The organism is Streptomyces sp. NBC_01381 (assembly GCF_026340305.1).
In the GTDB taxonomy this organism is placed as follows: Bacteria; Actinomycetota; Actinomycetes; order Streptomycetales; family Streptomycetaceae; genus Streptomyces.
Genome location: NZ_JAPEPI010000002.1, coordinates 1,703,372 through 1,728,510, shown reverse-complemented (window position 1 = coordinate 1,728,510; position 25,139 = coordinate 1,703,372). Strand labels below are relative to the sequence as shown.

The following is a 25,139-nucleotide window of genomic DNA, read 5'->3' as shown; positions in this document are numbered from 1 at the left end:
CGTCAGCCCGCTTGCGAGGGCCGCTGCCACGTCGCCGATACGGTGAGGTGGGCCTGCCCGCTGCCGCCGACGATGCCGAGCTTGAGGTCCTGCCCGACCTGCACGCCGAACGTCACATTCGCTTCCTGCGGGGGCCGTTCGGATTCCATCACCGCGTCGTGCACCTCGCGGATCAGCGGCCCCAGCGGGCGCAGGGTCGTCCGCAGCGCCTCGACGGCGAACGCGGCCACCGCGTCCCCGCCGCGCGCCACCGGAACGCTGTGCCCCATCCCGTCGGGCAGATCACCGTCCGCCCCGGATCCGGGCACCGGCGGCGACGCCTGCGCGGGGAACACCTCGAAGCGGATGGCGGTACCGTCGGCTAACTCGAGCTCAGTGAAGTTCGGCACCTTCACATTGTGCCGATCAATGCGGACGGCGTACCGGGTTCGAACGAAGCAGGCCGCTACGTCTTCGAACGAAGCAAGCCACTACGTCACGCGTCGCCGCTGCCCGGTGCCGTCGCCCAGGACGGCCGCCAGGCCGGCTCGGGGAGCGGCGCCAGGCTTCCGAAGTGATGGATGATCGCCCGGAGTCCCGGGTGCGGATTCGCTCGCGGGAAGATGAGCGAGAGCGGGTACGCGAGCGTCGGGTTCACGACCGGGATGCGGCGCAGGTCGTGGTTGGTCGGCCAGATGTAGCGGTCGCGCGAGCCCACGAGCGTTGCCACGTCCGCGGAGTCCGCGAGGATGTCGAGGAGCACCTCGTTGCCGAAGTTCGGGCCCGCGGCGTCGATGCGGAGGTCGAAGTCCGTGGCGAGCTGATCGTAGAACTCCGCCCATTCGCTGCGCGGCGCGATGCCCGGCACCCAGATCCGGTGCTTGCGCAGCTGGGCCGGTGTCAGTGTGCGTGCGGAGGCGAGCGGGTGCCTCGGGCCGACGAGGAGTTCCAGCGGGGAGTCGAACGCGTGGATGATCTGCACGTCGCGCGGCAGGGTGGCCGGGTCGGTGACCGAGCGGAACGAGGCGTCGATGTCGCCTGCCTGGACGGCGGCGACCGCCATGCGCGGGTCATTGACCCTGAGGGTCACCACGTCGAGGTCGGTTTCGGGATGTGACCGCCAGTAGTCGTGCAGGATGACGGCCTGCGCGGACCGCAGGCCGAGGACGTCGATCCGAAGGGCCCGCGAGCCCGGCCTGATCGCGGTGACGGCGCGATCGACTCCCGTGACGATGTTCCGGGCGTGCGGCAGGAAGGCCTGGCCGTCGAGCGTCAGCTCGACCCCTCGGGCGGTGCGGGTGAAGAGCCGGACGTCGAGCTCGCGCTCAAGGGCCGCGATCCGCTTCGACACGGCCTGCTGCGTCACGCCGAGCTCGTCGGCCGCGTGCTGCAGCTGCCCAAGATCGGCCGCGCGGACGAACGATCGCACCGCCTCGGTATCCATGCAGCCAGCTTACGCATGCCCAACTGATGGTTGTGGCTGGTGCGGGGTCCGGTTGTTTGACCCCGGGGTGTTGTGGCCGATGTGATGCGGAGACCCAAACATCGGTTGTCACGAGGGAGTCGCATGCGCGTGCGGTTGGGGCACAGTTTCGGTTGGCTGTGGTCGGCGTACGCCGTCAGTACGTACGGCACGTGGATCGCCTTCGGCGCGTTCCCGCTGATCGCGGTGAGCGTGCTGCACGCGCCGGCGTTCGCCGTGTCGCTCCTGGAGGCGGCCGGGCTCGCTGTCGCGGCGGTGGTCGCGTTCTCGCTGGGGCCGTGGGTCGAGCACCGGGCCAAGCGTCCGGTGATGATCGCGATGGACCTGATCCGGTTCGCCGCGATGGCGAGTGTCCCGATCGCGTACGTCCTCGACCTGCTCTCCTACGGCCAGCTGCTCGCCGTGTCGGTCATCTCCGGGACGGCGGGCATCGCCTTCAGCGCGGCATCAGGCGCGTATCTGAAGCATCTCGTCCGCGGCGATCAACTCCTGGTGGCGAACGGCAGATTCGAGGGCACGAGCTGGGTGGCGACGGCGGCGGGCCCGCCCCTCGGCGGCGCACTCATAGGGCTGCTCGGCCCGGTCATCACCGTCATGGCCGACGCACTCAGCTACCTGCTGTCGGCGCTCGGGGTCCTCCGCATCCGCGGTGACGACATCGTCGGCGGCCGGCACGTCGTCCGCGGCACTGACGCCGCGACTGCGCCCCGCGACCGGCCCACCAGGTCACGCGGAGCCGACCTTCTCCTCGGCTGGCGTTTCATCCTCCGCGACCACGTGCTGAGGCGCCTGTTCGCCAATCAGATCCTGGTCGGCGGCCTGATCATGGCCACCGCCCCGCTCCTGTCCGTACTCCTCCTCGGCCAGTACCACTTCCCGGCCTGGCAGTACGGTCTCGCCTTCGGCATCCCGGCACTCGGCGGCTTCGTGGGCGCCCGCCTCTCCGCGCGCCTCGTGACCCGCTACGGCCGGCACCGGGTCATGACGGTCGCCGGCTGGCTGCGATCGCTCTTCCCCCTCGGTCTCGCATGCGTCCGCCCCGGCATCCCCGGACTCCTCACCGTGATCATCGTCGAGGGCTTCCTGATCACCTGCATGGGCATCTTCAACCCGATCTACGCGACAGAACGCCTGCAACGGACTCCCGCGGATCTCACCGCCCAGATCCTCAGTACGTGGAGTGCCGCCGGCAAACTCCTCCAAGCCGCCCTGATGGTGCTCTGGGGCATCCTCGCCACACTCACCAGCCCACTCGCCGCGATCACTCTCTCCGGCGTCCTGCTGCTGGCCACACCGCTCCTGCTGCCCAGACGGATACATCTGTCCGCCCCTGGGCTCATGGAGCGGCAACCCACAGCCCATACTCACGGTCATGCGTAAGAGCATCGAGGACAGCAGGGACGGCTCAGCGGCGGCGGTGCGGCTCGCGGAGGGGGCGTCGCTGCGGAGTGTGGTGGCGGCCGTCGCCGACCCCGGCGGCTGGCTCTCACTGGACGCGGGGGTGCGGGAGGTGTGCTGGTACCAGGGGGTGCCCCTGCCGGACTGGGAGCGCACGGCCCCGCTGCCCGCCGATCTGACACGGCTCGGCGAGTCCGGCCTCGCGCTCGCCCTCTGCCACCGCGACGGCAGGATCCGCCAGGCCGCGATACGTCAGTCGCGGCCGCACCCCGACCTCCTGCCGCTGATCGCGATCCGCTGCGCCGACTGGGCGGCCCCCGTGCGTGAGCGCGCCCGGGGGCTCCTGCGCGAGGCGCTGACCCCACAAACGGCCGCGGACCTCGCCCCACTGATCCTGCGACTCGGCCACCGCGACCGGGGCGACTTCGGCATCGAGCTGCTCGCTGACGCACTGCGCCAGGCACACCTCGAACAACTAGCCGCTCTCTTCGGCCACCCCGACCGCGGCACCCGACGCTTCGCCTACCGGCTGGCGGTCGAGGACCGCCGCCTGAGCCCCGCCGAACTGGCCCGCACGGCGGCACGTGACGAGGACGCAATCGTCCAGGACCTGTGCGCGACGGCGGCGCTCACGACCATGCAGGAGACGGACGTTGATGTCGAAGACCTGCTCGAACCGCTGCTGACCGCGCGTGCCCCGCGCGTCCGGTCGGCCGGTGTCACCGCGCTGCGCCGGGCGGGTCGGCCGGAGCGTGCCGAGCCGTTCCTCGGCGACCGTTCCGCGGTGGTGCGTGCCTGCGCCCGGTACGTCGTACGACAGTACGGAGGCAGCCCGGCGGCCTGGTACCGGGAGCGGTGCGCGACGCCGGACGATCCGGCCCTCGCGCCCGGCGCGGTCATCGGCCTCGCCGAGTGCGGAGACCGCGGGGACGGCGCACTGCTGTGGCGGCTCCTCGTCCATCCGGCGGGTGGAGTGCGGGCTCAGGCTGTCGCGGGACTCCGGACCTTGGACCTCGCGGACACACGACGGCTGACCCCGCTGCTCGACGACCCCGCCCCCGGTGTCGTACGCGAGACAGCCGTCGCCCTCCTCCCCTCTGCGAAGCAACTCCCCGCCGACTGGCTCCTGGAACGCACCGAGCGCGAGCGGCCCCGGCACATCCGCGTGGCCGCGTTCCGGCTGCTCGGCGCGCACGGCGGGACCGCGGCGCGGCGGGCGGCAGCCGCACTCCTGGAGGATCCTGACCTGAAGCTGCGGACCTGGGCCCGGCGTGCCGCGCAACAGGCACCCAAGGGCTCAGCAGCCCAGCGGGGCGTCCGATAACCGAACCCCCCTGCCCGACATCTGACCGGTTTCCTCTCTTGACGGCGGGTCACCCCACCCTCACCATCAGGCAACGCACTTCGCACCCCCTGCACTCCAGTACAGCTCCAACGCCCTGCGGCATCCGCGTCGCAGGGCGTCAGTACGTTCCGTCCCCCTGCTGTTCGGAATTCGGAGCCCCACATGAGACTCTCCAGACCCTTCAGACCCGCCCTGCCCCGCGCCCTGAGACGCACCACCGCGGGCATCGCCACGCTGGCCGCGGCCGGCCTGCTGGCCGTCACCGCACCCTCGGCCCTGGCAGCCCCTTCCCCGACCCTCGCGGCCCCCGACATCCCCCTCGCCAACGTCAAGGCGCACCTCAGCCAGTTCCAGTCCATCGCCACGGCCAACGGCGGCAACCGCGCGCACGGCCGGCCCGGCTACAAGGCCTCCATCGACTACGCGAAGGCCAAGCTGGACGCGGCCGGATTCACCACCACCGTCCAGCAGTTCACGTCCAGCGGTGCCACCGGCTACAACCTCATCGCCGACTGGCCGGGCGGCGACCCGAACAAGGTCCTGATGGCGGGCGCCCACCTCGACAGCGTCACATCGGGCCCCGGCATCAACGACAACGGCTCGGGCTCGGCAGGCGTCCTGGAGACCGCACTCGCCGTCTCCCGCGCGCAGTTGGAGCCGACGCGGCACCTGCGGTTCGCCTGGTGGGGCGCGGAGGAGCTCGGCCTGATCGGGTCGAAGTACTACGTCAACAACCTTCCCGCCACGGAGCGTTCGAAGGTCTCGGGCTATCTGAACTTCGACATGATCGGCTCCCCGAACCCGGGCTACTTCGTCTATGACGACGACCCCACGATCGAGAAGACCTTCAAGGACTACTACGCGGGTCTGAACGTCCCCACGGAGATCGAGACCGAGGGCGACGGCCGCTCCGACCACGCCAGCTTCAAGAACGTCGGCATCCCGGTCGGCGGCCTCTTCACCGGCGCCAGCCGTACGAAGACCAGCGCCCAGGCCCAGAAGTGGGGCGGCACGGCGGGCCAGGCCTTCGACCGCTGCTACCACTCGTCCTGCGACACCACGGCGAACATCAACGACACGGCCCTCGACCGCAACAGCGACGCCATCGCCCACGCGGTCTGGACCCTCGGCACGGACACCACCGTCCCGCCGGGCGACACGTACGAGAACACCACGGACGTCACCATCCCCGACAACGGCGCCGCCGTGACCTCGACGGTGAACGTGACCGGCCGCACCGGCAACGCCCCCGCCACCCTCAAGGCGGACGTCGACATCCGCCACACCTGGCGCGGCGACCTGGTCGTGGACCTGCTGGCCCCCGACGGCACGGCGTACCGCCTGAAGAGCTCCAGCAGCAACGACTCGGCGGACAACATCATCGCGACGTACACGGTCGACGCGTCGAGCGAGGCGGCGAACGGCGCGTGGAAGCTGCGCGTGCAGGATGTGGCGGCGCAGGACACGGGATACATCAACAGCTGGAAGCTGACGTTCTAGGCCGCTGGGCAGGGCTGGGCGGGGCCGGGCAAGCCTGCCTGGCCCCGCCTTCTTCAAGCGCTGCCGGCGCCCCGCCGGCGGAACACGAAGGCCGCGGCCACCCCGCCAAGGAGACCGAAGAGATGGCCCTGCCAGCTGACGCCTGTGGTCGTCGGCAGTACGCCCCACAGGATCGAGCCGTAGACCGCGGCGACGATGAGACCCACGATCACGTCGCCTGTGCGCCGGTCCACGAAACCGCGGGTCAGCAGATAGCCGAAGAGGCCGAAGACCACCCCGGACGCGCCCGCGGTGACGGAGTGTCCCGGTGCGGTGAGCCAGACGCCCACACCGCTGACGAGGACGATCATCGTGACGACGCCGAGGAACCGGCGGATGCCAGACACCGCGGCGAGGAAGCCGAGCAGCAGCAACGGCACGCTGTTCGCCGCGAGATGACCGAAGCCGAAGTGCACGAACGCGGCGGGCACGATGTCCCGCAGCTCGCCCGCCTCGCGTGGGGTGATCCCGAAGGTGTCCAGTGCGTGGCCGCTCGCGGCATCGACGGCCTCGAGCAGCCACAGCAGGAGCAGCCAGCACCCCATCAGGACGGCGGCACCTTTGACCCGCTCGCCGCGCGATGCCGGTACGGGGAGATTCGCGCCGTACGCCATGGGAACCTCCTGGCTTCCCTTGTGTACGGCTCAACGCCCAGCGGCTCCGCCCCGTTCCCGCCCTGCGGACGGGCACGAAGTCACCCCGGATCAGCCCTCGTCCGGCGCCAGCGTCAACGAGATCGAGTTGATGCAGTACCGCTGGTCCGTCGGGGTCGCATAGCCCTCGCCCTCGAATACGTGCCCGAGGTGCGACCCGCACCGCGCGCACCGCACCTCCGTGCGGACCATGCCGTGCGAGGAGTCCTGGAGGAGCTCCACCGCGTCCGTGTCCTTGGGGTCGAAGAAGCTCGGCCAGCCGCAGTGCGACTCGAACTTCTCCGCCGACGTGAACAGCTCCGCGCCGCACGCGCGGCAGGAGTAGACGCCGTTCGTCTTGGTGTCGGTGTACTCACCGACGAAGGCCGGTTCCGTGCCGGCCTGGCGCAGTACCGCGTACTCCGAAGGGGTCAGCTCCGCGCGCCACTGCTCGTCCGGCTTCTCGATGTCGTACGACATGACACTGAACCCCTTGTCTCGGCTACTTCGACAGCTCGGCCAGGATCTGCGGGCCGAGGTCGGTGACGTCGCCCGCTCCCATGGTGAGAACGAGGTCGCCGTGCCTCGTCATTCCCGCGACGACCTTCACGGCCTCCGTCTTGTCGTGGACGGGACGGACGTCGGCGCCCGCCGCGACGGCGGCATCGATGATCAGGTCGCTGGTGACGCCGGGGATCGGGTCCTCGCGGGCCGGGTAGATGTCGAGGACCACGGAGGCGTCGGCGAGGGCCAGGGCCTGGCCCATCTCCGTGCCCAGCTCCTGGGTGCGGGAGAAGAGGTGGGGCTGGAAGAGGACCAGGAGGCGCGAGTCGCCCGCGGAGGCGTGCATCGCCTCCAGGTCCGCGGTCATCTCCGTGGGGTGGTGCGCGTACGAGTCGATGACCTGGACGCCCGCCGCCTCGCCCTTGAGCTGGAGGCGGCGCTTGACGCCGGTGTAGGAGGCGATGGCCGATGCCAGGTTGTGCGCCGGGATGCCGAGGGCGATGCCGGCGGCGAGCGCGGCCACCGCGTTGTGCGCGTAGTGACGGCCGGGGACCGAGACCGTGAAGGTCAGGAACTTGCCGCCGAGGACGACCGTGACCTCGCTGGTCAGGCCGCGTGCGGTGACCTTGTGGACGCGCAGGTCGGCCGTCTCGGACTCGCCGTACGTGACGATCTTGAGGTCCGAGTGGTCGCGTCGCAGGCGTGCGGTCAGCTCCACCGCGCCGGGCTGGTCCGCGGCGATCACCAGGGTGCCGCCGGGGACGATCTTGCCCGCGAAGGTCTCGAAGGATTCGTAGATCTCGTCCATCGACGCGTAGTTCGCGTGGTGGTCGAGCTCCACGTTCAGGACGATGGCGACCTCGGGCGCGTACTTGTGGAAGCTGCGGTCGCTCTCGTCCGCCTCGGCGACGAAGATCTCGCCCTCGCCGTGCAGCGCGTTCGACCCGGGGGTGTCCAGGTCTCCGCCGATCGCGTAGGAGGGGTTCAGGCCCAGGGTGGAGAGGGTGACCGCCAGCATCGAGGTCGTGGTCGTCTTGCCGTGCGTGCCCGCCACCGCGATCGGGCGCAGGCCCTCCATCAGGGACGCGAGGGCGTCCGAGCGGTGGACGACCGGAATGCCGAGCTCTGTGGCGCGGGCCAGCTCCGGGTTGTCGGCGCGGATCGCGGAGGAGACGACCACGCAGGTGGCGTCGGAGGCGAGGTGCGCCGCGTCGTGGCCGATGTGGACCGTGGCGCCCAGGGTCCGCAGGGCCTCGGCCGTGGCGGACTCCCGCGCGTCACTGCCCGCCACCTTGGCGCCGCGCTGGGCGAGGATCTTGGCGATACCCGACATTCCGGCGCCGCCGATGCCGATGAAGTGCGGTCGGTCCATGGCGGTGGGCAGGCCGGGTGCCATACGTGTGTCTCCCCAAGAGTCCGAGTTACGGCAGATGAGCAGGGCCCAGACTATTGCCTCGCACTGACAGCGGGCACACCCGCCGGAGGTCGCCGCCGCCGGAGCGGCCTAGTCCGCCGCGTGCGAGAACAGCTTCAGGACCGGCACGCCGACCTTGTGCCGGGCCCGCGATGCCCAGTCCCGGTGGAAGAACTCCTCCACGTAGTGCGGGTCCGTCAGGACGATGACCTCGTCGGCGTCCACGTCGTCGACCAGCTCCCTGAGCGCGTCGAGGGGGTGGTCCTCGATGAGCCGCCCGGTCGCCTCGCAGCCCGCGGCGCGCAGCGCCACGAGCGAGACCTGCAGTGCCTGCTCCGCCGGGCCCGTCGCATCCTGCCCCTCGGGGACGTCCCCCTCCTTCGCCGCTTCGTCGATCTCCCCGAGCGCCACGTCGTCGATGGCCCGCAGCAACCGGTCCGCCTGATCGCCGCGGGGCTGGAGCAGCACGTGGAAGGTGACCGGCTCGTCGCCGTGCAAGGTGGTGACGAACTCCACGTCGGCGGAGGTCAGGGCCTTCTCGATCATCAGTACGCTTGTGAACACGACAGGCGCCCTTCTCATCCGTGGGCTGCCGAGAGTCTGTCTCGACAGGCCCCTGCGGAAACCATCCTGCCCCGTGACCGCACGGGGTCTGCGACTTTTAGTGTGCCCAACGGAAGCGAAACGGAACGGCATATTCCGCCGATTGTCAGGTTCGACGGTATCGGGTGAAGAGGAACCCGGCCTCCTCCAGGAGCGACGCCAGCTCGAAACGTTCCGGCACCGCCATCGAAGGGCCTCCCGCGATGCGCTGGGCGTCCCCCGCGGCGACCATCGGGGACACCGTCAGGCAGAGCTCGTCCAGCGCCCCCGCCGCCACGAACTGGCCGAGCAGCCGGGGCCCACCCTCGGTCAGCAGCCGGGTGAGGCCGCGCTCGGCCAGGGCGCGTACGACCCGCCGGGGCTCGGCCCCCGCTCCCTCCCCCGCGGTCACCACCACGGCGCCCGCCTTCCGGGCCGCCGCGATCCGCTCGGCGGGTGCCGCGGCGCCGGTCACCACGAGCGTGGGCACCAGCGGCTCGGCGAAAAGCGGAAGGGTGAAGTCCAGGTCGAGGCTCGCGGTGACGATCGCGATCGCGGGCGCCACCGCCTGTCCGGCAGCGGCCCGGCGCTCGGCGAAGGCCTCACGCGCGCGTGCCGGGCGGTAACCCTCCTGGCGGACCGTTTCGGCACCGACGACCACGGCGTCCGCGATCCCCCGCAGGGTGCCGAAGATCCGCATGTCCGTGGCGCTGGAGATGGGCTGCGAGCGGCCCTCGTGCTGGGCGGCCCCGTCGAGCGTGGACACCATGTTGGCGCGCAGCCAAGGGGCATTGCCGGCGGGGTACGCGTAGGCGTCGGCCAGCTCCCCCAGCCCCCACTCTCGTACCGCTGTCTCGTCTGTCTGGTCGGTCACAGGGAACAGGCGTCGCATGTCCAGCAGTCTTACACGGCCCTTAGAGTTAGGAACCGTGTCGTCCTCCACCGCAGCCCCCGGGCAGAGCCCCATAGCCGAAGCGGCTCCCCTGTCCCTGTGCGCCCGCGAGCCTCGTGTCCCCGCCGACCGTCTGGTCGCCGAGATGGTGCCGCCGCCGCGCTTCGACTCCGTCCGCTTCGATACGTACATCCCGGACCCGAACCAGCCGAGCCAGACCGAGGCCGTGCAGGTCCTCGGCGGCTTCGCGGCCGGGCTCGGCGGGGCGCACGCCTCCGGAGCGGGCAAGAAGCGCTGGTTCCAGAAGAAGGCCGCGGCGCCCACCGGCCCCCGCGGCGTCTACCTGGACGGTGGCTATGGCGTGGGCAAGACCCACCTCCTCGCCTCCCTCTGGCACGCGACGCCCGCGGCTCCCGAGCAGAAGGCGTTCGGCACCTTCGTCGAGCTGACGAACCTGGTGGGCGCGCTCGGCTTCCAGCAGACGGTGCGCACGCTCAGCGGGCACCGGCTGCTCTGCATCGACGAGTTCGAGCTCGACGACCCGGGCGACACGGTTCTGGTGTCCTCGCTGCTCGCCAAGCTCGTCGAGCAGGGCGTCGCACTCGCCGCGACCTCGAACACGCTGCCGGGCAAGCTCGGCGAGGGCCGGTTCGCGGCCGCCGACTTCCTGCGCGAGATCCAAGGCCTGTCCGCCCACTTCAAGGCGCTGCGCATCGACGGCGACGACTACCGCCACCGGGGTCTGCCCGAGGCCCCGGCCCCGTACTCCGAGGAGCAGGTCACCAAGGCCGCGTACGCGACCGAAGGCGCGAGCCTGGACGACTTCCCGCACCTCCTGGACCATCTGGCCCGCGTGCACCCGAGCCGCTACGGCGCGCTCACCGACGACCTGAAGGCCGTCTGCCTGACCGATGTGACGCCCGTCCCCGACCAGTCGACCGCGCTGCGCCTTGTGGTGCTCGCCGACCGGCTGTACGACAGGGAAGTGCCCGTACTGGCGTCCGGTGTCCCCTTCGACAAGCTGTTCGGCGAGGACATGCTGAACGGCGGCTACCGGAAGAAGTACTTCCGGGCCATCTCGCGGCTCACGGCGCTCGCCCGTGACGCGAAGGGACTCGTGGAGTCGTAGCGACGCGCTGAGACTCGTGGCTACGCGCGTGGTTCCCGCACACCAGGGCGCGTGGTACACACATCCGGTCATGTTCCTGTCCGCCAGCAGGAGGTCGACCCAATGTCCACGACACGACGTGAAGTGCTTGCCCGTACCGGTGCGGTGGGTGCGGGAATCGCCTTCACCGGCGCGCTCTCGGAACTTTTCGCGGGGAGCGCGGCCGCCCAGGGCAAGGGCGGGTACGGGCCACTTGTGCCCGACCCCGCCGGTCTGCTCGATCTGCCCAAGGGGTTCCGCTACAAGGTCCTCTCCCGCGAGGGCGGCGAACTGCCGTCCGGCGAGGGCAAGGTGCCGAGCAACTTCGACGGCATGGACGCGTTCCGCGGCAAACGCGGCGGCGTCCACCTCGTCCGCAATCACGAGAACCGCCACAACGGCAAGACTCCCGTGCCCACAGTTGAGGGGCTCACCTACGACCCGATGGGCAAGGGCGGCTGTACCGTGCTCTCGCTCGACGCCCAGAACAACGTGATCGGCGAGCGCGTCGGGATCGCCGGCACCGCCGTCAACTGCGCGGGCGGGCCCACGCCTTGGGGCACCTGGCTGACCTGCGAGGAGACCGAGGACAAGGCCGGCACGAACGGCTACACCAAGGACCACGGCTTCATCTTCGAGGTCGACCCCGTCGACCCGCGCCGCAGCGGGGCCGTGCCGCTCACCGCGATGGGCCGCTTCCAGCACGAGGCGATCGCGGTCGACCCGAAGCGCGGCATCGTCTACGAGACCGAGGACGCCTTCCTCAAGCCCTTCGGCCTCTTCTACCGCTTCCTGCCCAACAAGCCGGAGGGCGGCCGGGGTTCACTGCGCGCGGGCGGCAAGCTGCAGGCGATGCGGGTGCCGGGCCTCCCGGATCTCTCCGCCGTCCAGGAGACCGGCGCGAGCTTCGACGGCATCGAGTGGGTCGACGTCCCCGACCCGCTGGCCGCCCAAACCCCCATCCGGCTCCAGGACTTCGGCCCCAAGGGCATCACGCACGCGCAGAAGCTGGAGGGCTGCTACTGGGGCGGTTCGTGCGTCTACTTCGTCTCCTCCTTCGCGCACAGCGCGGAGGGTTCGGCGGCCGACCACTTCGGTCAGGTCTGGCGCTACGACCCGTCCAAGCGCCGCCTCACCCTGGTGATCGTCTTCGGCCCGGACACCGACATCCAGCTGCCCGGCGAGTCCCCCGACAACATCTGCCTCGCGCCCAGCGGCGGCCTGATGGTGTGCGAGGACGGCGGTGGCGTCCAGCATGTGTACGGCCTGACGCGGCACGGCGAGGTCTACGCGATGGCCCGCAACCGCCAGGACATCGGCACGCCCGAGGAACCGGAGTGGGGCGAGTTCGCGGGCGTCTCGTTCTCGCCCGACCACGACACGATGTACGTGAACTGCTACAACCCCGGCACCACGTTCGCCGTGACAGGGCCCTGGCACCACTAGTCCAGGCACAGGTCCGGCCCGTCCCCTTGGCGCAATGCTTGGCAAGGGGACGGGCCGGACCCTCGGGCCGCTAGGAGCCGATCACCGGGTAGTGGTCGGACAGGTTGGTGTACGTGTACTCCTTGCCCCAGCTGGAGACCGTCCAGGGGGCGCTCTGCTCCTTGATCACCTCGTTGTGCCAGGTGGCGGGGCGGGCGTTGCCCTTGCGGTGCAGGATGTAGTCGAGGTCCTCGCGGGGGTCGTCCGGGTAGCGCTCGGAGGCGATCGAGTTGTCCTGGGTGTCGAAGGAGTACGGGTGGCCGGTGCGGCCGTCGGCCGGCGCGAAGCCGCCGTCGGCGAGCATCGTTGCGTACTCGTCGCTGTGCGAGTCGACGTTGAAGTCGCCCGCCACGATGACCTGTTCGCCCGCCGGGATGTTCTTGGCGTCCAGGAAGGCGTCCATCTCCTTGAACTGCTTCGAGCGCGTCGCCGCGGCCTCGCCGGAGCCGCAGCCCGGGTCGGTGGACTGCGCGTGCGTGCCCACGACATGCACCTTCGCGCCGTTGACGTCCAACTGGGCATAGACAAAGCCCTTGTTGGAGTACCAGTCGGCGCCGCAGGCGTCCTTGTAGACGTACTGCTCCTTGCGCACGATCGGCCACTTGCTCAGGACCGTGACCCCGCCGTCCTCCGGGGTCGTCGCGGAGTAGGCACCGCCGGTGGCGTCCCAGCCGTCCTTGCTGCGGCCCATCACCGGGGTCTGGTGCGGGTATTGGGCCGCGGCGTTCGACTTCAGCGCGTCGGAGGCGGAGTTGTCGAAGGCCTCCTGGAGCACGACGACGTCCTGGCCCTTGAAGAAGTCCGCGGCAGGGATCGCCTTGGCCCGGTGGTCCTGGCCCCAGTTGGGGTAGAGCGTCTTGCTGAAGAGGAAGGCGTTGTACGAAAGCACCTTCAGCTCGGGAGTGGCGGCCGGAGCAGCGGGGGCGGCGGTCACCGACGGGGCGACGGCGGCGAGTGTCGCGGCGGCGAGCACGGTCGTGATCGCGGCGGCCTGAGTCCTGCGCAGCGCTGGGTGCGGCACTGAATCTCCTGTGGGTGGGGGGTCGTCGAGACCGCCGTGCACCAGAACGGGAGCACGGCGGTCGTGGCGCGGATCATCCAATCAGCCGCGATTACTTCTGGGGATACGCCGCATGAACAAAGATCCGCGTCATGCGGACACCACGTTCTGGCATGAACGGCTATGGCGCATGGGGGCGTTCTCGACGGCGGTCCAGGCTCTCGGTCAGAGATCCGCGAGCGTGTTCTCCACGATGTCGAGCAGCACCCGCCGGTCGTCCTGCACCCGGGCGAGCACGCGCAGGCCGTAGTACGTGCTCTGCACTCGGCGTGCGACGGTCCGCGGATCACCGGTCGAACGCAGCTCGCCGGTGCGCACGCCCGCCGCCACGACCGCGCACAGCTCCTCCTCCACGCGGTCGAAGGTGCGCCGCACCGCGTCCTTGACCTCCGGGTCGAGCCCGCCGATCTCGACGGCGGTGTTGATCGCGAAGCAGCCGCGGCCGTCCGCCTCGTCGAGATCGGCGTCGACGGCGTGGATCATCATGTCCCGCAGCCGCTCCTTGGCAGGACCGTCGCCCCGCAGGATCTCGATCTGCTCGGCGGTGCTCGTCTCGTAGTAGCGCCTCAGGGCGCGCAGATAGAGCTGCCGCTTGCCGCCGAAGGTGTTGTAGAGGCTGGATGGCCCGAGGCCCGTGCTGTCGCACAGCGCGCGCGTCGATGTGCCCTCGTAACCGTGGCGCCAGAAGGTCTCCATGGCGGCGGTGACGACGCGGTCCTCGTCGAACTCTCGTGGCCTGGCCATGCCTCCACACTAAGGGTTTTGGAACGTGCGTACAGAACCGGGCGGGGACAGGCTCACTCGACCGCGCCCACCGCCTCGATCTCGATCAGCCAGGCCGGATCGGCGAGCGCGGCGACCTGGACGAACGACTCCGCGGGGAACGGCGGGACGTAGAACCGCGCCCGGAGCGCGGCGAAGACGTCCTGGTGGGCGATGTCGGTGACGAAGACCGTGAGCTTCACCGCCTTGTCCAGGCCGGACCCGGCGTTGCTGAGGACGGTCGCCACATTGGCGAGCGCCTGCCGGGCCTGGGCCTCGAAGTCCCCGGCACCGACCGTCGCCCCGCCGGCGTCGACGGGCGCCTGCCCCGAGGTGAAGACGAGGTCGCCGACGCGGATGCCGAGGGAGATTCCGGCCGACTCGTACCAGTCGGGGTCGGCGGTGATCCGGGTGCGGGTCGCGGAGGTGTCGTGGTGCATGTCGCTTCTCTCTTCTCTTTCTCTTTCTCTTCTCGGGTCTCTCATACGGCTGCCTGTCGTGGCTGTCATACGGCTGCTTCTTCTCTCGTCCGTCTCACCGGGGTCTCGCACACGCTCCGTTGAAGCCGCGCCGCCCACAGCACCGCCCCGGCGCCCGCTGCGGCGAGCGCGGCGCCGACCCAGGCCACGGAGGCGTAGCCGAGCCCGGCGTCGATGGTCAGGCCGCCGAGGAGCGGGGCCAGGGTGTTGCCGACGTTGAACGCGGCCGTGTTGGTGGCGCCGACCAGCGTCGGGGCGGCGGGCGCGAGGGTGAACACCCGTGACTGCAGGGCGGGATTGGTCACGTATCCGGCCACACCCAGGAGGAACACCAGGGCGATGACCACGACGGCGGACGCGGCCGTCAGCGCGAGCAGCGCGGAGAACAGTGCGAGCGCGCCGAGCCCGAGGCCCAGGGTGGCGAGCGGGCGGGCTTCGGCGGTGCGGCCGCCGATGAAGAGGCCCGCCATGCCGCCGACGCCGAACAGGGCGAGGACCGCGGGCACCCAGCCTTCGGGCACCCCGCTCACCTCGGTCAGCAGGGACGCCAGATAGCTGAAGGTGACGATGACCGCGCCGAAGGCGAAGGCCGTGATGGCGTACGAGAGCCAGAGCTGGGGACGTGCCATACCCCGCAGCTCCTCCTTCACCGACGTACGCGGCTGCTCGCCCCGCCCGCCGGGGACGACGAGCAGCGTGCAGACCAGGCTCACCAGCGTCGCCGCGGCCACCGCCCAGAACGCGGCGCGCCAGCTGGAGTGTTGGCTCAGCAGGGTGCCGGCGGGCACGCCGACGACGGTGGCCAGCGTGAGACCGCCCGCCACGACGGCGACCGCACGCCCCTTGGCCGCGGCCGGGACGAGCGCCACCGCGGTGGCCACGGCCACGCCCCAGTACCCGGCGTACGCGAGGGCGCTGACCACACGCGTGACGAACAGGACGCCGTAATCGGGCGCGAGGGCGCCGATCACATGGGCGACGACGAAGGCCGCCTGCAGGGAGACGAGCGCCGTCCTGCGCGGCCAGCTCAGGGTGGCCACCGCGAGCAGCGGAGCGCCGACGACCATGCCGATGGCGAAGGCGGAGATCAGCAGTCCGGCTTCGGGGATCGACACCCCCAGGTCGGCGGCCATGCCCGGAAGCAGCCCGGACAGCATGAACTCCGATGTCCCCTGGGTGAAGATCCCCAGGGCGACCATGTACACCGCAGGCGGCATCGCGGCCCCTCCCGATCGCGCCACTATTTTTGGAGCACTCGCTCCATAACTGGCGATCGAGACGCTAGCACATTCTGAAACGATCGCTTCAGAACGGCTGGAGCAACGGCTGGAGCAACGGCTGGAGCATGCAGGTGCGGATCAGACCGGCAGCTCCGGAAGACCCGCCGCGGCCGCCACCAGTGAGGCGGTGACCGGGTGGGACGGGGAGGCGAAGAGATCGCGGGTCGTGCCCGATTCGACGGCCTCGCCCTCCGACAGGACCAGGAGGGAGTCGGTGCGGCCGGCGATGAGGCGGAGGTCGTGGCTGATGAGGACCAGGGCGAGCCCTCGGCCGTCCCGCAGCTCCTCCAGCAGGTCCATGATCGACGCGGCGGTCCCGTCGTCCAGGGCGGACGTCACCTCGTCGCAGACGAGTACGTCCGGGTCGGCCGCCAACGCCCGTGCGATGGAGGCGCGTTGGCGCTGGCCGCCGGAGAGTTCATGGGGGTAGCGGTCCGCGAAGTTCGCGGGGAGCCCGACCTGTTCGAGGAGTTCGAGGACGCGGGCCGGGGCATCGGCGCGTTCCGTCCTGCGGTGCAGGCGCAGCGGGCGGCCGAGCGTCTGGCCCACCGTACGGCTCGGGTTGAGGGTGCCCAGGGGGTCCTGCGGGACCAGTTGGAGGCGGCGGCACTGTTCGCGGGTGCGGCGCTGGGCGGCGGGGGCAAGGCGTACGCCGTCGAGGGTGACCGTGCCGCCGGTGGGCCGGTGGAGGCCGACGACCGCGCGGACCAGGGTCGTCTTGCCGGAGCCCGATGCGCCGACGATGCCCGTGCTCGATCCGGGGGTGACGGCGAGCTCGACGCCGTGCAGGACGGGGACGCGGCGGCCGCGGCGCACGAAGGCCGCCCGCAGCCCGGAGACGGAGAGGATCGGAGGGCCCTCGGGCAACGCTCGCGGCGTCGCCCGCGGGACGGGCAGAGGAACTGCCTTGCCCCGGGAGAGATCCACGACGTCGTCGGCGAGCCGCGCCACCAGGTCTGTGTCGTGACAGGACAGCGCGACGGCGAGCTGATGATGCCCCGCCAGGTGCCGCAGGAGTTCGGCGATCTCGTCGCGCAGGGCCGGGTCGAGCCCCGCGGTCGGCTCGTCGAGGAGCAGCACGGCGGGGCGGCGGGCGAGCGCCCTGGCCAGGGCCACGCGGCGCTGCTGACCGCCGGAGAGTTCGCCGGGGCGGCGGCCCAATATCCCTTGCCCTGTGGGGAGTTGGACCTCGGAGAGCAGGGCGGAGAGGGACGCGGGGGTCCGGTCGACGGCCACTTCGGCGAGCAGGCCGCGCACCTTCATCCGGGGGTTGAGGCCGGTGCCGGGGTCCTGGCCGAGGTAGGCGAGCCGGTGCCTGCGCAGGGTGCGCAGATCGGCGGCGCCAAGGGTCAGGACGTCCCGGCCGAGCACTTCGACCCGGCCTTCCGTGCGCCCGGCCCCCGGTGGCAGGGCTCCGGCGACGGCCCGCAGGAGGGTGGTCTTGCCGCAGCCGGAGGGGCCGACGAGCGCGGTGACGCGGCCGGGGCGCACCTCCAGGCTGCCGCCGTCGAGCAGCAGACGGCCGTCGGCGGCGGCGACCGTCAGGTCCGTGACGCTCACCGCCACGTCGGACGCGGGGACTTGGCCCTCGGGATACCAGTCGGGCAGGTGATTCACAGGGCGGTCCCCACTTTCCGGCCGGTCTGCGGGACGAGTGCCGACGCGGCCAGGTTGACGCTCATGGCGAGCAGGCCGATGGCGATGCTGGGGGCCAGGACGGCCCAGGGGTTCAGGACGATGCCGCCCGAGTTCTCCCGGATCATCAACGCCCAGTCGGCGGCGGGTGGTTGGGGCCCGACCTGGAGGAACCCCGCGGTGGCGACGATGTAGACGGCGGCGACGAAGCGCAGCCCGAAGAGGGCGAGCAGCGTGGCGCGCAGATTGGGCAGGACCTCGCGTACGACGAGATGCCACAGGCGTTCCCCGCCGACGGCCGCCGCTTCGATGTACCCGGCGGCCGCGACCGGCGCCGCGGCGCCAGCGACGAGTCGTACGGCATAGGGAACGCCCATCACGACCGCGGCCGCGATCACGGCGAACCGGCCGCCGCCCGGCCAGGACAGCGCGATGAGCAGGATGCCGAGCACGGCGGGCAGCAGCATCAGCACATCGGCGGCCCGCTCGACGACACGTCCGACGGGCGGCCGCAGGGCCCCGAGCACACCGAGCAGCGCGGCCGTCACGGTCACCAGCGCGGCCACAAGCAGCGACGTACCAATGAGCTCACGCCCTCCGGCAAGCAGCCGACTGAGCACATCACGCCCGAGCTGATCGCCACCGAGGACGGCCTTGCCGCCCGGTTCGGCGTACGGGGCGGCGACCGGGGTGTCGATGGCGTGCGGGGCGAGCCAGGGGCCCGCGACGGCAACCGCGATGAGCACGAGCGCGGGCAGCACCCGCAGCACGACACCCCGCCCGGGACGGCGACGCGCGGCCCGCGGCGCGGCTTGCAGGGCGGTCATGCAAAGCCTCCAAAAGCCCGGGCACCAAACTCGCCCGATTCGGCGTACGAAGCATCGACGGCGCACGGGGCCAACGCGAGCGCGGGCAGAACCCGCAACACAACACCCCGCCCGGGACGGCGACGCGCAGCCCGCGGCGCAGCTTGCAAGGCGCTCATGCAAGACCTCCAAAAGCCCGAGCACCAAACTCGCCCGATTCGGCGTACAGAGCGTCGACGGCGCGCGAGCGCAGGCGGGACCCACGGCACGACGCCCCGCCCGGGGCTGCGGTCCGCGGGCTGCCGGGCGGTCATACGCGGCCCCCAGAAGCCCTTGCGCGTACCAGATCGGCGAGCAGGAGTACCCCGGTGATGACCGCGCCGGTGACGGCGACGACTCCGGCCACTACCGGGCTGTCCCGGTCGGCGACGGCTCCGGCCAGTACCGAGCCGATTCCCGGGTAGTTGAAGATGGTCTCCACCACGACGGCGCCGCCGAGGAGCATGCCCGTCGAGGTGGCGATGCCCGCCGCGATGGTCGGCAGTGCGCCGGGCAGCAGATGGTGGGTGAGGATCCGGTGGCGCGGGAGTCCGTCGATCACGGCGCTCTCCACGTGCGGGGCCTTCGCCTCGTCGGCGAGGGCGGCGCGCACGATGCGGGTGTTCCAGCCGATCTGCGGGATGGCCAGGGCCAGTACGGGCAGGATCAGCATCCGCCAGGAGGCCGGTGAGCCGTCGGCGTCGGTCAGTGTGACGGCGGGCAGCAGGTCGGTCCAGAGGGCGAAGACGAGCACCAGGGCCACCGCGACGACGAACTCGGGCAGCGCGAGGATCCCGGTGGCCGTGGCGGAGAGGGCCCGGTCGGCGGTGCCGCCTGGCTTGAGCGCCGCCCAGCAGCCGAGGCCGACCGAGACGGCGAGCGTCACCAGCAGCGCGAGACCGCCCAGGAGCAGGGTGTTGGGGAAAGGACGGGACAGCAGCTCCGCGATGGACTCGCCGCGCGCGGACGTGCCGAGGTCACCGGACGGCAGGCCGGTCATCCAGTCCGTGAAGCGGGTGAGGACCGGCTGGTCGAGGCCGAGCAGGTGGCGCCGCCGCTCCAGGTCGGCGGCGGTCTCGCCGCGCTCCGACGTGGCGTTGGCGGCGTCGCCCGGCAGCAGTTCGATGGCGGCGAAGACGACGGCGAGCAGTACGGCGAGCAGCAGCGCGCGGCGGGCGAGCAGCACGCCGAGCCGGAGGGCGCCGGACAGCGCCGCCCGTCCGGCCCGGCGCGCCGTCGCGGCACTGCCGCCGGCGCCGGGTCCGGAGCCCGGGCCAGGGCCCTTGCCGCCTACGCCCGTCCCGGACGCCGTCGCCGTACCGCTCAGCGGGCCAGCCATGCCGCCTCGAGCTGCACACGTCCGTAGCCGGGCAGTTCGGGCAGGCCGTGCACGGGGGCGGCGGCCAGGTCGATGCCTTCGGCGACGCCCCACAGGAGATAGCCGGACGCGTCGTGCTCGATCTTCTGGAGTTCGCCGAGCGCGGCGGCGCGCGCCGCCGCGTCCTTGCCGCCGGTGGCCTCGCGGTAGGCCGCGTCGAACTCCTTGCTCTTCCAGCCCGCCTCGTTCTGCGCGGACTCGGAGACCATCGTCTTGCTCGCCAGGAAGATCACCGAGTCGTTGGTGCCCCAGTAGGTGGTGTAGAGGTCGCCCTTGAGCCAGGTCTTGTCCCAGAAGGTCGCGGACTCCTGCTTGACCACCTCCACCTTCACCCCGGCCTCGCGGACCTGACTGGCGAAGAGCGTCGCGGACTCGGCGAGGCCCGGGACGTCCTCGGTGGTCAGCAGGCGGTACGTCTTGGACGTGTCGAAGTCCGCTTCCTTCAGCAGGGACTTGGCCTTGGCGAGGTCACGGCCACGCTGCGGGACCTTCTCGTCGTACGCGGGGTCGCCGGTGCCGAGAATGTCGTTGCCGACGCTCCCGTACCCGGAGAGGACCTGGTCGACCATGGCCTTGCGGTCCACGGCGAGCCGCAGCGCCTCGCGCACCTTCGGGTCCGCGAACGGGCCGTCGGCGGTGCGCATGACGATGGGCATCGCCATGTCGTCGGGGCGGCGCACGATCTGGATGTCCTTGCGCTTCTTCGCCGTACGGGCGGCGACCGAGCCGACGTTGGAGGCGAGGTCGATCTGCCCGGCGATCAGGGCGTTGGACATCGCCTGCGGCGACTCGAAGATCTTGACCTCGATGGCGTCCAGGTACACCTCGCCGCCGTGCCAGTCCGCATTGCGTACGAGACGGGCGTTGCCGGAGCGGAACCAGTCGAGCTTGAAAGGACCGGTGCCGGGCGCCTTCCCGAGCTCCTTGTCCTTGGTGCCCTTCTTGAGCACGAAGGTCGTCAGACGCATGAGCAGGGGCAGTTCGGCGTTGGCGTAGTCGGAGACGAGGACGACCGTGTCCTCGCCCTCCGCCCTGATGTTCTCGGCCTTGATGCCGGGCAGCCGTGACGCACCGGACGGCGTGCCGCGCAGCCGGCGCAGCGACCAGACGACGTCGTCGGCGGTGACGGGTGTGCCGTCGTGGAACTTGGCGCCCTTGGCGATGGTGAAGCGCCAGGTCTTCAGGTCCTCGGACGACTTCCAACTGGCCGCGAGGCGTGGGGTGGTGTTCTTCTTGGCGCCGGGCGCGGTGAGCGTGTCGTACAGGAGGGCGATGATGAGGTAGTCGCTCTCGTTGGTCTGAGTGCCGTGCGGGTCCCGGGTGATGGCCGAGGCCCGGCCCAGGGCGCCGACCCGGAGCGTGCCGCCCTTGCGGGGCTTGCCGCCCGCGCCGGCCGCGTCGGACGAGGATTCACCGTCCCCCGAGCACCCGGTCAGCAGAGCCGCCGTACTCAATGCCCCGCCGGCCCACAGCACTTGGCGCCTGGAGATGTCCACGTACGTCCTCGTTCCGTTCGGACCGGTTCGCAGCCGGTTCGGGGGCAATCAAGAAGGCTTTAGGTTTGCCTACCCTAAGAACGAAGGGCCCCGCAAGCCGCACCCCCCGTGAAGTGCACCTGTGCGCCCCCGAGTTGAGAATTACGCCGTTCCCTGGCGTGATCCACTACTAAGGTTTGCCTTACCTTAGTTTACTGCTAGCGTTCAAAGCGTCACCGGTGGCACGGACCGACTCCCCCCCCATCACATGTACCGATTCCTCCCCCATCAACGGAAACGGACTATTTCGCGATGAGCACGGCAGCCGCACCTGTCCGCACGCTCGACCCCCATTCCGCACACCAACTCCGCGAAACCGCCGAGAAGATACTCGCCGAATTCGGCACATCCGCCACGTCTCCCCGGCTCCTGGAGCGCATAGCGCAGGCCGCCACCGGCTTCGACCCCCGTCTGCTGCACCATTGCCGGCCCGTGGACACCGCCGACGGACTCTTCGTCCTGCGCGGCCTCGACGTCGACGACCAGGCCATCGGGCCGACACCCGCGAGCTGGGCCGACGCCGGTGACAGCGGGGCCGTCCACGACATCACGCTGCTGCTGCTCGCCTGCGCGATGGGCAACCCCCTTGCCTGGGAGGGCCAGCAGGACGGCCGGTTCGTGCACAACATCGTCCCCTCGCCCGGCCACGAGGCCGAGCAGACCGGCGCGAGCAGCGCGGTGCTCCTCAGCCCGCACACCGAGGACGCCTTCCACCCCGGCCGCGCCCATCTCCTGATGCTCGGCTGCGTACGCAATCACGACCGCGTCGCCACCACCGCGGCCAGCGTCCGCAAGGTCCAACTCTCCGACGAAGACGTCGACTTGCTCGCGCGGCCCGTCCTGCCGATCCTCCCCGACGACGCGTACGCCGCCGCCCAGGGATACGCCGACCAGCCGCCACCCGCGGTGCCCGCCCTGTTCGCGACCGATGACGGCCTCACGCTGCGGTTCGACCCGGCGTACACCCCGGTGGAGCGTGCGGTGGCGCCCTACCGCGCCGCCTACCGGCGCCTCGAAGCCGAACTCGCCCGCGCCTCGGTCGCGGTGAGCCTCGCGCCCGGCGAGATCCTCGTCGTCGACAACGACCTCGTGGTGCACGGCCGGGTGCCGTTCCAAGCCCGCTACGACGGCACCGACCGCTGGCTCAAGCGGGCCTCCGTACGCGTCCCCGGGCGGCGCACACGGCCGCCCGCCGAAGCCGCCGAGCACGGCTACGGCCAGAGCGCGCTCGAAGCACACGCGCGCTGACCCTGCCCGGCGCACGTGCGTCGGCGCCGCCCGGCACACGCGGCCCGAACTCCCGCCCACGGACCGGAGGTACACCCCCATGACCCGAATATCGACGAGCCCCTCGGACACCGGGACGGCCGACGGCGCCGGCCGACGCCTGCGCGTCCTGTCCACCACGGACCTCGCCGGCATCGACATCTCCCTCGCCGACGTCATCGCCACGGTCGAGGACGCCTACGGCACCCTCCACGCGGGGCGCTCCGACAACCCCCGCAAGCTGACCGTCAAACCGCGCGACGAGCACTCGGTCGCCTACGCGATGCTCGGCCGTGACGGCTCCCGCGATGTCGTCGCGATCAAGACCTCGTACAAGCACGGCCTGGACAAGGGCCGCGACGAGCAGCACTACTACACCTCGCTCACGCTGTACGACGATGTCACGGGTCTTCCGGTGGCGATGATGGACTGCTCCCGCATCGGCTCCCTGCGCACCCCGGCCGTCTCCGCGCTCCTGGCCCGCGAGTGCGCCACCCCCGGCGCCCGCAGCGCGCTGGTCATCGGCACCGGGACCCAGGGCCGGCTCGCCCTGCCGTTCCTGCTCACCGCGCTGCCCGGCCTCGACCGCCTCATGCTGTCCGGCACCCACCCCGAAGGCATCGCTGCCGTCCGCGCCGAGCTCAACTCCCATTTCCCGGAGCGGGAGTTGGAGATCGTGACCGATCTGCGGGCCGCGGCCGCGGACGCCGACGTCATCGTCGCCACGGCGGGCGGGCACACCCCCGCCGCGGTCGAGGCCGACTGGCTCAAGCCCGGCGCGCTCTGCATCCTGGTCGGGCACGGGCTCGCCCCCTCGACGCTCCACGAGGCCGACCGCCTCATCGCCACGAGCGAGGCACAGATGAACGTCACCGGAACCGACATGGCCGACGCGAAGGGCCAACTCCCGCCGGTGGATGCCGAGTTCCCGCCCGTGCTCGCCGGAGCCGCCGTCGGGCGCCGGTCGGCCGATGACCGGATCTTCGCGTACAACAGCGGCCTGGTCGTCACGGACATCGCGCTCGGCCACCGTTTCGCCCAACTCGCCATCGCCCAGGGCCTGGGCACCGAGGTGGCCCTGTGGCAGTGACCGCATCCGCCGGGGGCGGGGCCACCTGGCCGAGCGTGCCCGCCCTGCCCGATCCCGCCACCGAGACGGTCCTGGCGAGCGGGCTGCTCGATGAACTCTCGTACGCGCTCGGCGGCCCGTTCCACTTCCTCCTGCCGGACGCCTTCGACACCAACTTGCAGGCGATGCGGGCGACTTTGACCGCCGCCGAGGTGGACGGCTTCGTGTACTTCGCGAAGAAGTCCAACAAGGCCGCCGTGTGGGTCGAACGCTGCGCGGCGCACGGCGCGGGCGTCGACGTCGCATCCCTCGGTGAGCTGCGCGAGGCGTTGGGCCACGGAGTACGCGGCGAGGACGTCGTCGTCACCGGTCCCGCCAAGGCGCGCGAGCTGCTCGAACTCGCGGTGCGGCAGGGCGCGTTGATCGCCGTGGACGCCCTCGACGAACTCGACGCGCTGCTCGCGACGGAGACAGTGGCCGCGCTCCGCCCTGCCCGAGTGCTGCTGCGCTGCCTGCCGCCAACCCAGCCGCACAGCCGCTTCGGCATGACCGACGCCGAACTGACCGCCGCCCTCGACCGCTGCGTCCGGGCGGGCGACTCCGTACGGATGGAGGGGTTCAGTTTCCATCTCTCCGGATACGAGGTGGGGCCGCGCGCCGAGCTGGCGGCCCGGCTCGTCGAGCGGTGCCTGAAGGCGCGCGCGCTCGGCCTCGCGGCGGACCGGATCAGCGTCGGCGGCGGGCTGCCGGTCAGCTACACCGACGCCGAGAGCTGGCGCGCGTTCCTCGCCGAGCAGCACGGTGGGCACTTTCACGCGGGGAAGTCGTTCGACTCCGGGGACTTCTATCCGTACCACTCGCCGGTCGCCGGGGCCGGGGCGCTCGCGGCCCTGCTTTCGTCCCGGCCGCAGGGGCACGGGCAGCCGCTCGCCGGGCTGTTGAAGGAGTGCGGCGTCACGCTCCTCGTCGAGCCGGGGCGTGCGCTTCTGGACCGGGCGGGCGGCAGCGTGTTCCGGATCCAGGGGGTCAAGGAACGCGACGGCTATCGGATCCTGACCGTCGACGGGAGCAGCCTGAGCCTGTCGGAGCAGTGGTTCAACAGCGAGTATCTGCCGGAGCCTTGGCTGCTGCCCCGGTCCTCCGGCGACTCCCCGGGGGTCTATCCCGCGAGCGTGGGCGCGGCGACATGTCTGGAGTCGGACCTGCTCACCTGGCGAAAGGTCCCGTTCTGGCGGCGACCTCGGGTGGGGGATCTGCTCGTGTATCCGAACACAGCCGGGTACCAGATGGATTCCAACGAATCGCCGTTCCATGAACTGCCGTTGCCACCGAAGGTGGTCATCGACCGCGTCGAGCGTCCGGAAGGGCGTCCAGCCGTGCGTCCACGCTGGCGGTTCGACCGTCACTTCCTCCGAGCCTGATCGTGACCG

At 71.1% G+C, this 25,139-nt stretch carries 23 protein-coding genes; 8 read left to right on the top strand and 15 right to left on the bottom strand.

Annotated features, from left to right (window positions below; translation table 11 throughout):
• Nucleotides 1–2: 2 nt before the first annotated feature.
• Both OG453_RS29400 and OG453_RS29395 read right to left on the bottom strand, forming a co-directional pair.
• A complete protein-coding gene (locus OG453_RS29400; RefSeq protein ID WP_266871562.1) occupies nucleotides 3–389 on the bottom strand; it encodes a CU044_2847 family protein in 387 nt (128 codons plus the stop codon).
• Nucleotides 390–475: 86 nt separating this feature from the next.
• Nucleotides 476–1,423, bottom strand: coding sequence for a LysR family transcriptional regulator (locus tag OG453_RS29395; RefSeq protein ID WP_266871561.1), 948 nt, complete (start codon nucleotides 1,421–1,423; stop codon nucleotides 476–478).
• Nucleotides 1,424–1,546: 123 nt separating this feature from the next.
• On the opposite strand from OG453_RS29395, the gene OG453_RS29390 reads away from it, so the two are divergent.
• The 3 genes from OG453_RS29390 to OG453_RS29380 all read left to right on the top strand — a co-directional run bounded on the left by OG453_RS29390 (nucleotide 1,547) and on the right by OG453_RS29380 (nucleotide 5,705).
• Nucleotides 1,547–2,842, top strand: coding sequence for an MFS transporter (locus tag OG453_RS29390; protein WP_266871560.1), 1,296 nt, complete (start codon nucleotides 1,547–1,549; stop codon nucleotides 2,840–2,842).
• The gene (locus tag OG453_RS29385) at nucleotides 2,835–4,184 is read left to right on the top strand and encodes a hypothetical protein (RefSeq protein ID WP_266871559.1); all 1,350 of its coding nucleotides are present in this window, start codon (nucleotides 2,835–2,837) and stop codon (nucleotides 4,182–4,184) included. The genes OG453_RS29390 and OG453_RS29385 overlap by 8 nt, the downstream gene beginning before the upstream one ends.
• Before the next feature lie 183 nt (nucleotides 4,185–4,367).
• Nucleotides 4,368–5,705 carry a M28 family peptidase gene (locus tag OG453_RS29380; RefSeq protein WP_266871558.1) on the top strand — a complete coding sequence of 446 codons (1,338 nt, stop codon included), beginning with the start codon at nucleotides 4,368–4,370 and terminating at the stop codon, nucleotides 5,703–5,705.
• Between the two features lie 53 nt (nucleotides 5,706–5,758).
• Here the strand turns inward: OG453_RS29380 and OG453_RS29375 are convergent, their stop codons facing one another.
• The 5 genes from OG453_RS29375 to OG453_RS29355 form a co-directional block, all read right to left on the bottom strand.
• The gene (locus tag OG453_RS29375) at nucleotides 5,759–6,358 is read right to left on the bottom strand and encodes a rhomboid family intramembrane serine protease (RefSeq protein WP_266871557.1); all 600 of its coding nucleotides are present in this window, start codon (nucleotides 6,356–6,358) and stop codon (nucleotides 5,759–5,761) included.
• A gap of 90 nt (nucleotides 6,359–6,448) precedes the next feature.
• The gene (gene msrB, locus OG453_RS29370) at nucleotides 6,449–6,856 is read right to left on the bottom strand and encodes a peptide-methionine (R)-S-oxide reductase MsrB (protein ID WP_266871556.1); all 408 of its coding nucleotides are present in this window, start codon (nucleotides 6,854–6,856) and stop codon (nucleotides 6,449–6,451) included.
• A 22-nt stretch (nucleotides 6,857–6,878) separates the two neighbouring features.
• Nucleotides 6,879–8,276, bottom strand: a complete 1,398-nt coding sequence (gene murC, locus OG453_RS29365; RefSeq protein WP_266871555.1) for a UDP-N-acetylmuramate--L-alanine ligase — start codon at nucleotides 8,274–8,276, stop codon at nucleotides 6,879–6,881.
• A 108-nt stretch (nucleotides 8,277–8,384) separates the two neighbouring features.
• Entirely contained in the window at nucleotides 8,385–8,858 is a 474-nt protein-coding gene (locus OG453_RS29360) for an indole-3-glycerol phosphate synthase (RefSeq protein WP_266871554.1), read from the bottom strand.
• Between the two features lie 145 nt (nucleotides 8,859–9,003).
• Entirely contained in the window at nucleotides 9,004–9,768 is a 765-nt protein-coding gene (locus OG453_RS29355) for a pyrimidine reductase family protein (RefSeq protein ID WP_266871553.1), read from the bottom strand.
• A gap of 37 nt (nucleotides 9,769–9,805) precedes the next feature.
• Between OG453_RS29355 and zapE the strand changes: the two genes are divergently transcribed.
• Together zapE and OG453_RS29345 are read left to right on the top strand one after the other, a co-directional pair.
• Complete coding sequence (gene zapE / locus OG453_RS29350; protein WP_266871552.1) at nucleotides 9,806–10,897, top strand: cell division protein ZapE; 1,092 nt, start codon at nucleotides 9,806–9,808, stop codon at nucleotides 10,895–10,897.
• Between the two features lie 102 nt (nucleotides 10,898–10,999).
• Nucleotides 11,000–12,361, top strand: coding sequence for an alkaline phosphatase PhoX (locus OG453_RS29345; protein ID WP_266871551.1), 1,362 nt, complete (start codon nucleotides 11,000–11,002; stop codon nucleotides 12,359–12,361).
• 70 nt (nucleotides 12,362–12,431) lie between these two features.
• Here OG453_RS29345 and sph read toward each other — a convergent pair whose 3' ends face one another.
• The 8 genes from sph to OG453_RS29305 all read right to left on the bottom strand — a co-directional run bounded on the left by sph (nucleotide 12,432) and on the right by OG453_RS29305 (nucleotide 21,335).
• Nucleotides 12,432–13,421 carry a sphingomyelin phosphodiesterase gene (gene sph / locus OG453_RS29340; protein ID WP_266871550.1) on the bottom strand — a complete coding sequence of 330 codons (990 nt, stop codon included), beginning with the start codon at nucleotides 13,419–13,421 and terminating at the stop codon, nucleotides 12,432–12,434.
• Between the two features lie 204 nt (nucleotides 13,422–13,625).
• Nucleotides 13,626–14,204: a TetR/AcrR family transcriptional regulator gene (locus OG453_RS29335; RefSeq protein WP_266871549.1), complete on the bottom strand. Its 579-nt coding sequence runs from the start codon at nucleotides 14,202–14,204 to the stop codon at nucleotides 13,626–13,628.
• A 53-nt stretch (nucleotides 14,205–14,257) separates the two neighbouring features.
• Nucleotides 14,258–14,662, bottom strand: a complete 405-nt coding sequence (locus OG453_RS29330; protein ID WP_266871548.1) for a RidA family protein — start codon at nucleotides 14,660–14,662, stop codon at nucleotides 14,258–14,260.
• Between the two features lie 65 nt (nucleotides 14,663–14,727).
• Nucleotides 14,728–15,918: a Cmx/CmrA family chloramphenicol efflux MFS transporter gene (locus tag OG453_RS29325; protein ID WP_266871547.1), complete on the bottom strand. Its 1,191-nt coding sequence runs from the start codon at nucleotides 15,916–15,918 to the stop codon at nucleotides 14,728–14,730.
• 141 nt (nucleotides 15,919–16,059) lie between these two features.
• Nucleotides 16,060–17,598, bottom strand: coding sequence for an ABC transporter ATP-binding protein (locus tag OG453_RS29320; RefSeq protein WP_266871546.1), 1,539 nt, complete (start codon nucleotides 17,596–17,598; stop codon nucleotides 16,060–16,062).
• Nucleotides 17,595–18,443, bottom strand: coding sequence for an ABC transporter permease (locus tag OG453_RS29315; protein WP_266871545.1), 849 nt, complete (start codon nucleotides 18,441–18,443; stop codon nucleotides 17,595–17,597). Before OG453_RS29315 ends, OG453_RS29320 begins: the two co-directional genes overlap by 4 nt.
• Nucleotides 18,444–18,732: 289 nt before the next feature.
• Nucleotides 18,733–19,800 (bottom strand): ABC transporter permease, encoded by a 1,068-nt coding sequence (locus OG453_RS29310; RefSeq protein ID WP_266871544.1) that lies wholly within the window; start codon nucleotides 19,798–19,800, stop codon nucleotides 18,733–18,735.
• On the bottom strand, nucleotides 19,785–21,335 hold the full coding sequence (locus tag OG453_RS29305) for an ABC transporter substrate-binding protein (RefSeq protein ID WP_266871543.1): 1,551 nt from the start codon (nucleotides 21,333–21,335) through the stop codon (nucleotides 19,785–19,787). Before OG453_RS29305 ends, OG453_RS29310 begins: the two co-directional genes overlap by 16 nt.
• 291 nt (nucleotides 21,336–21,626) lie before the next feature.
• On the opposite strand from OG453_RS29305, the gene OG453_RS29300 reads away from it, so the two are divergent.
• The 3 genes from OG453_RS29300 (at nucleotide 21,627) to OG453_RS29290 (ending at nucleotide 25,130) form a co-directional block, all read left to right on the top strand.
• Entirely contained in the window at nucleotides 21,627–22,622 is a 996-nt protein-coding gene (locus OG453_RS29300; RefSeq protein WP_266871542.1) for a TauD/TfdA family dioxygenase, read from the top strand.
• A gap of 79 nt (nucleotides 22,623–22,701) precedes the next feature.
• Nucleotides 22,702–23,730, top strand: a complete 1,029-nt coding sequence (locus tag OG453_RS29295; RefSeq protein ID WP_266871541.1) for an ornithine cyclodeaminase family protein — start codon at nucleotides 22,702–22,704, stop codon at nucleotides 23,728–23,730.
• Nucleotides 23,721–25,130: a Y4yA family PLP-dependent enzyme gene (locus OG453_RS29290; RefSeq protein WP_266871540.1), complete on the top strand. Its 1,410-nt coding sequence runs from the start codon at nucleotides 23,721–23,723 to the stop codon at nucleotides 25,128–25,130. The genes OG453_RS29295 and OG453_RS29290 overlap by 10 nt, the downstream gene beginning before the upstream one ends.
• Nucleotides 25,131–25,139: the final 9 nt, after the last annotated feature.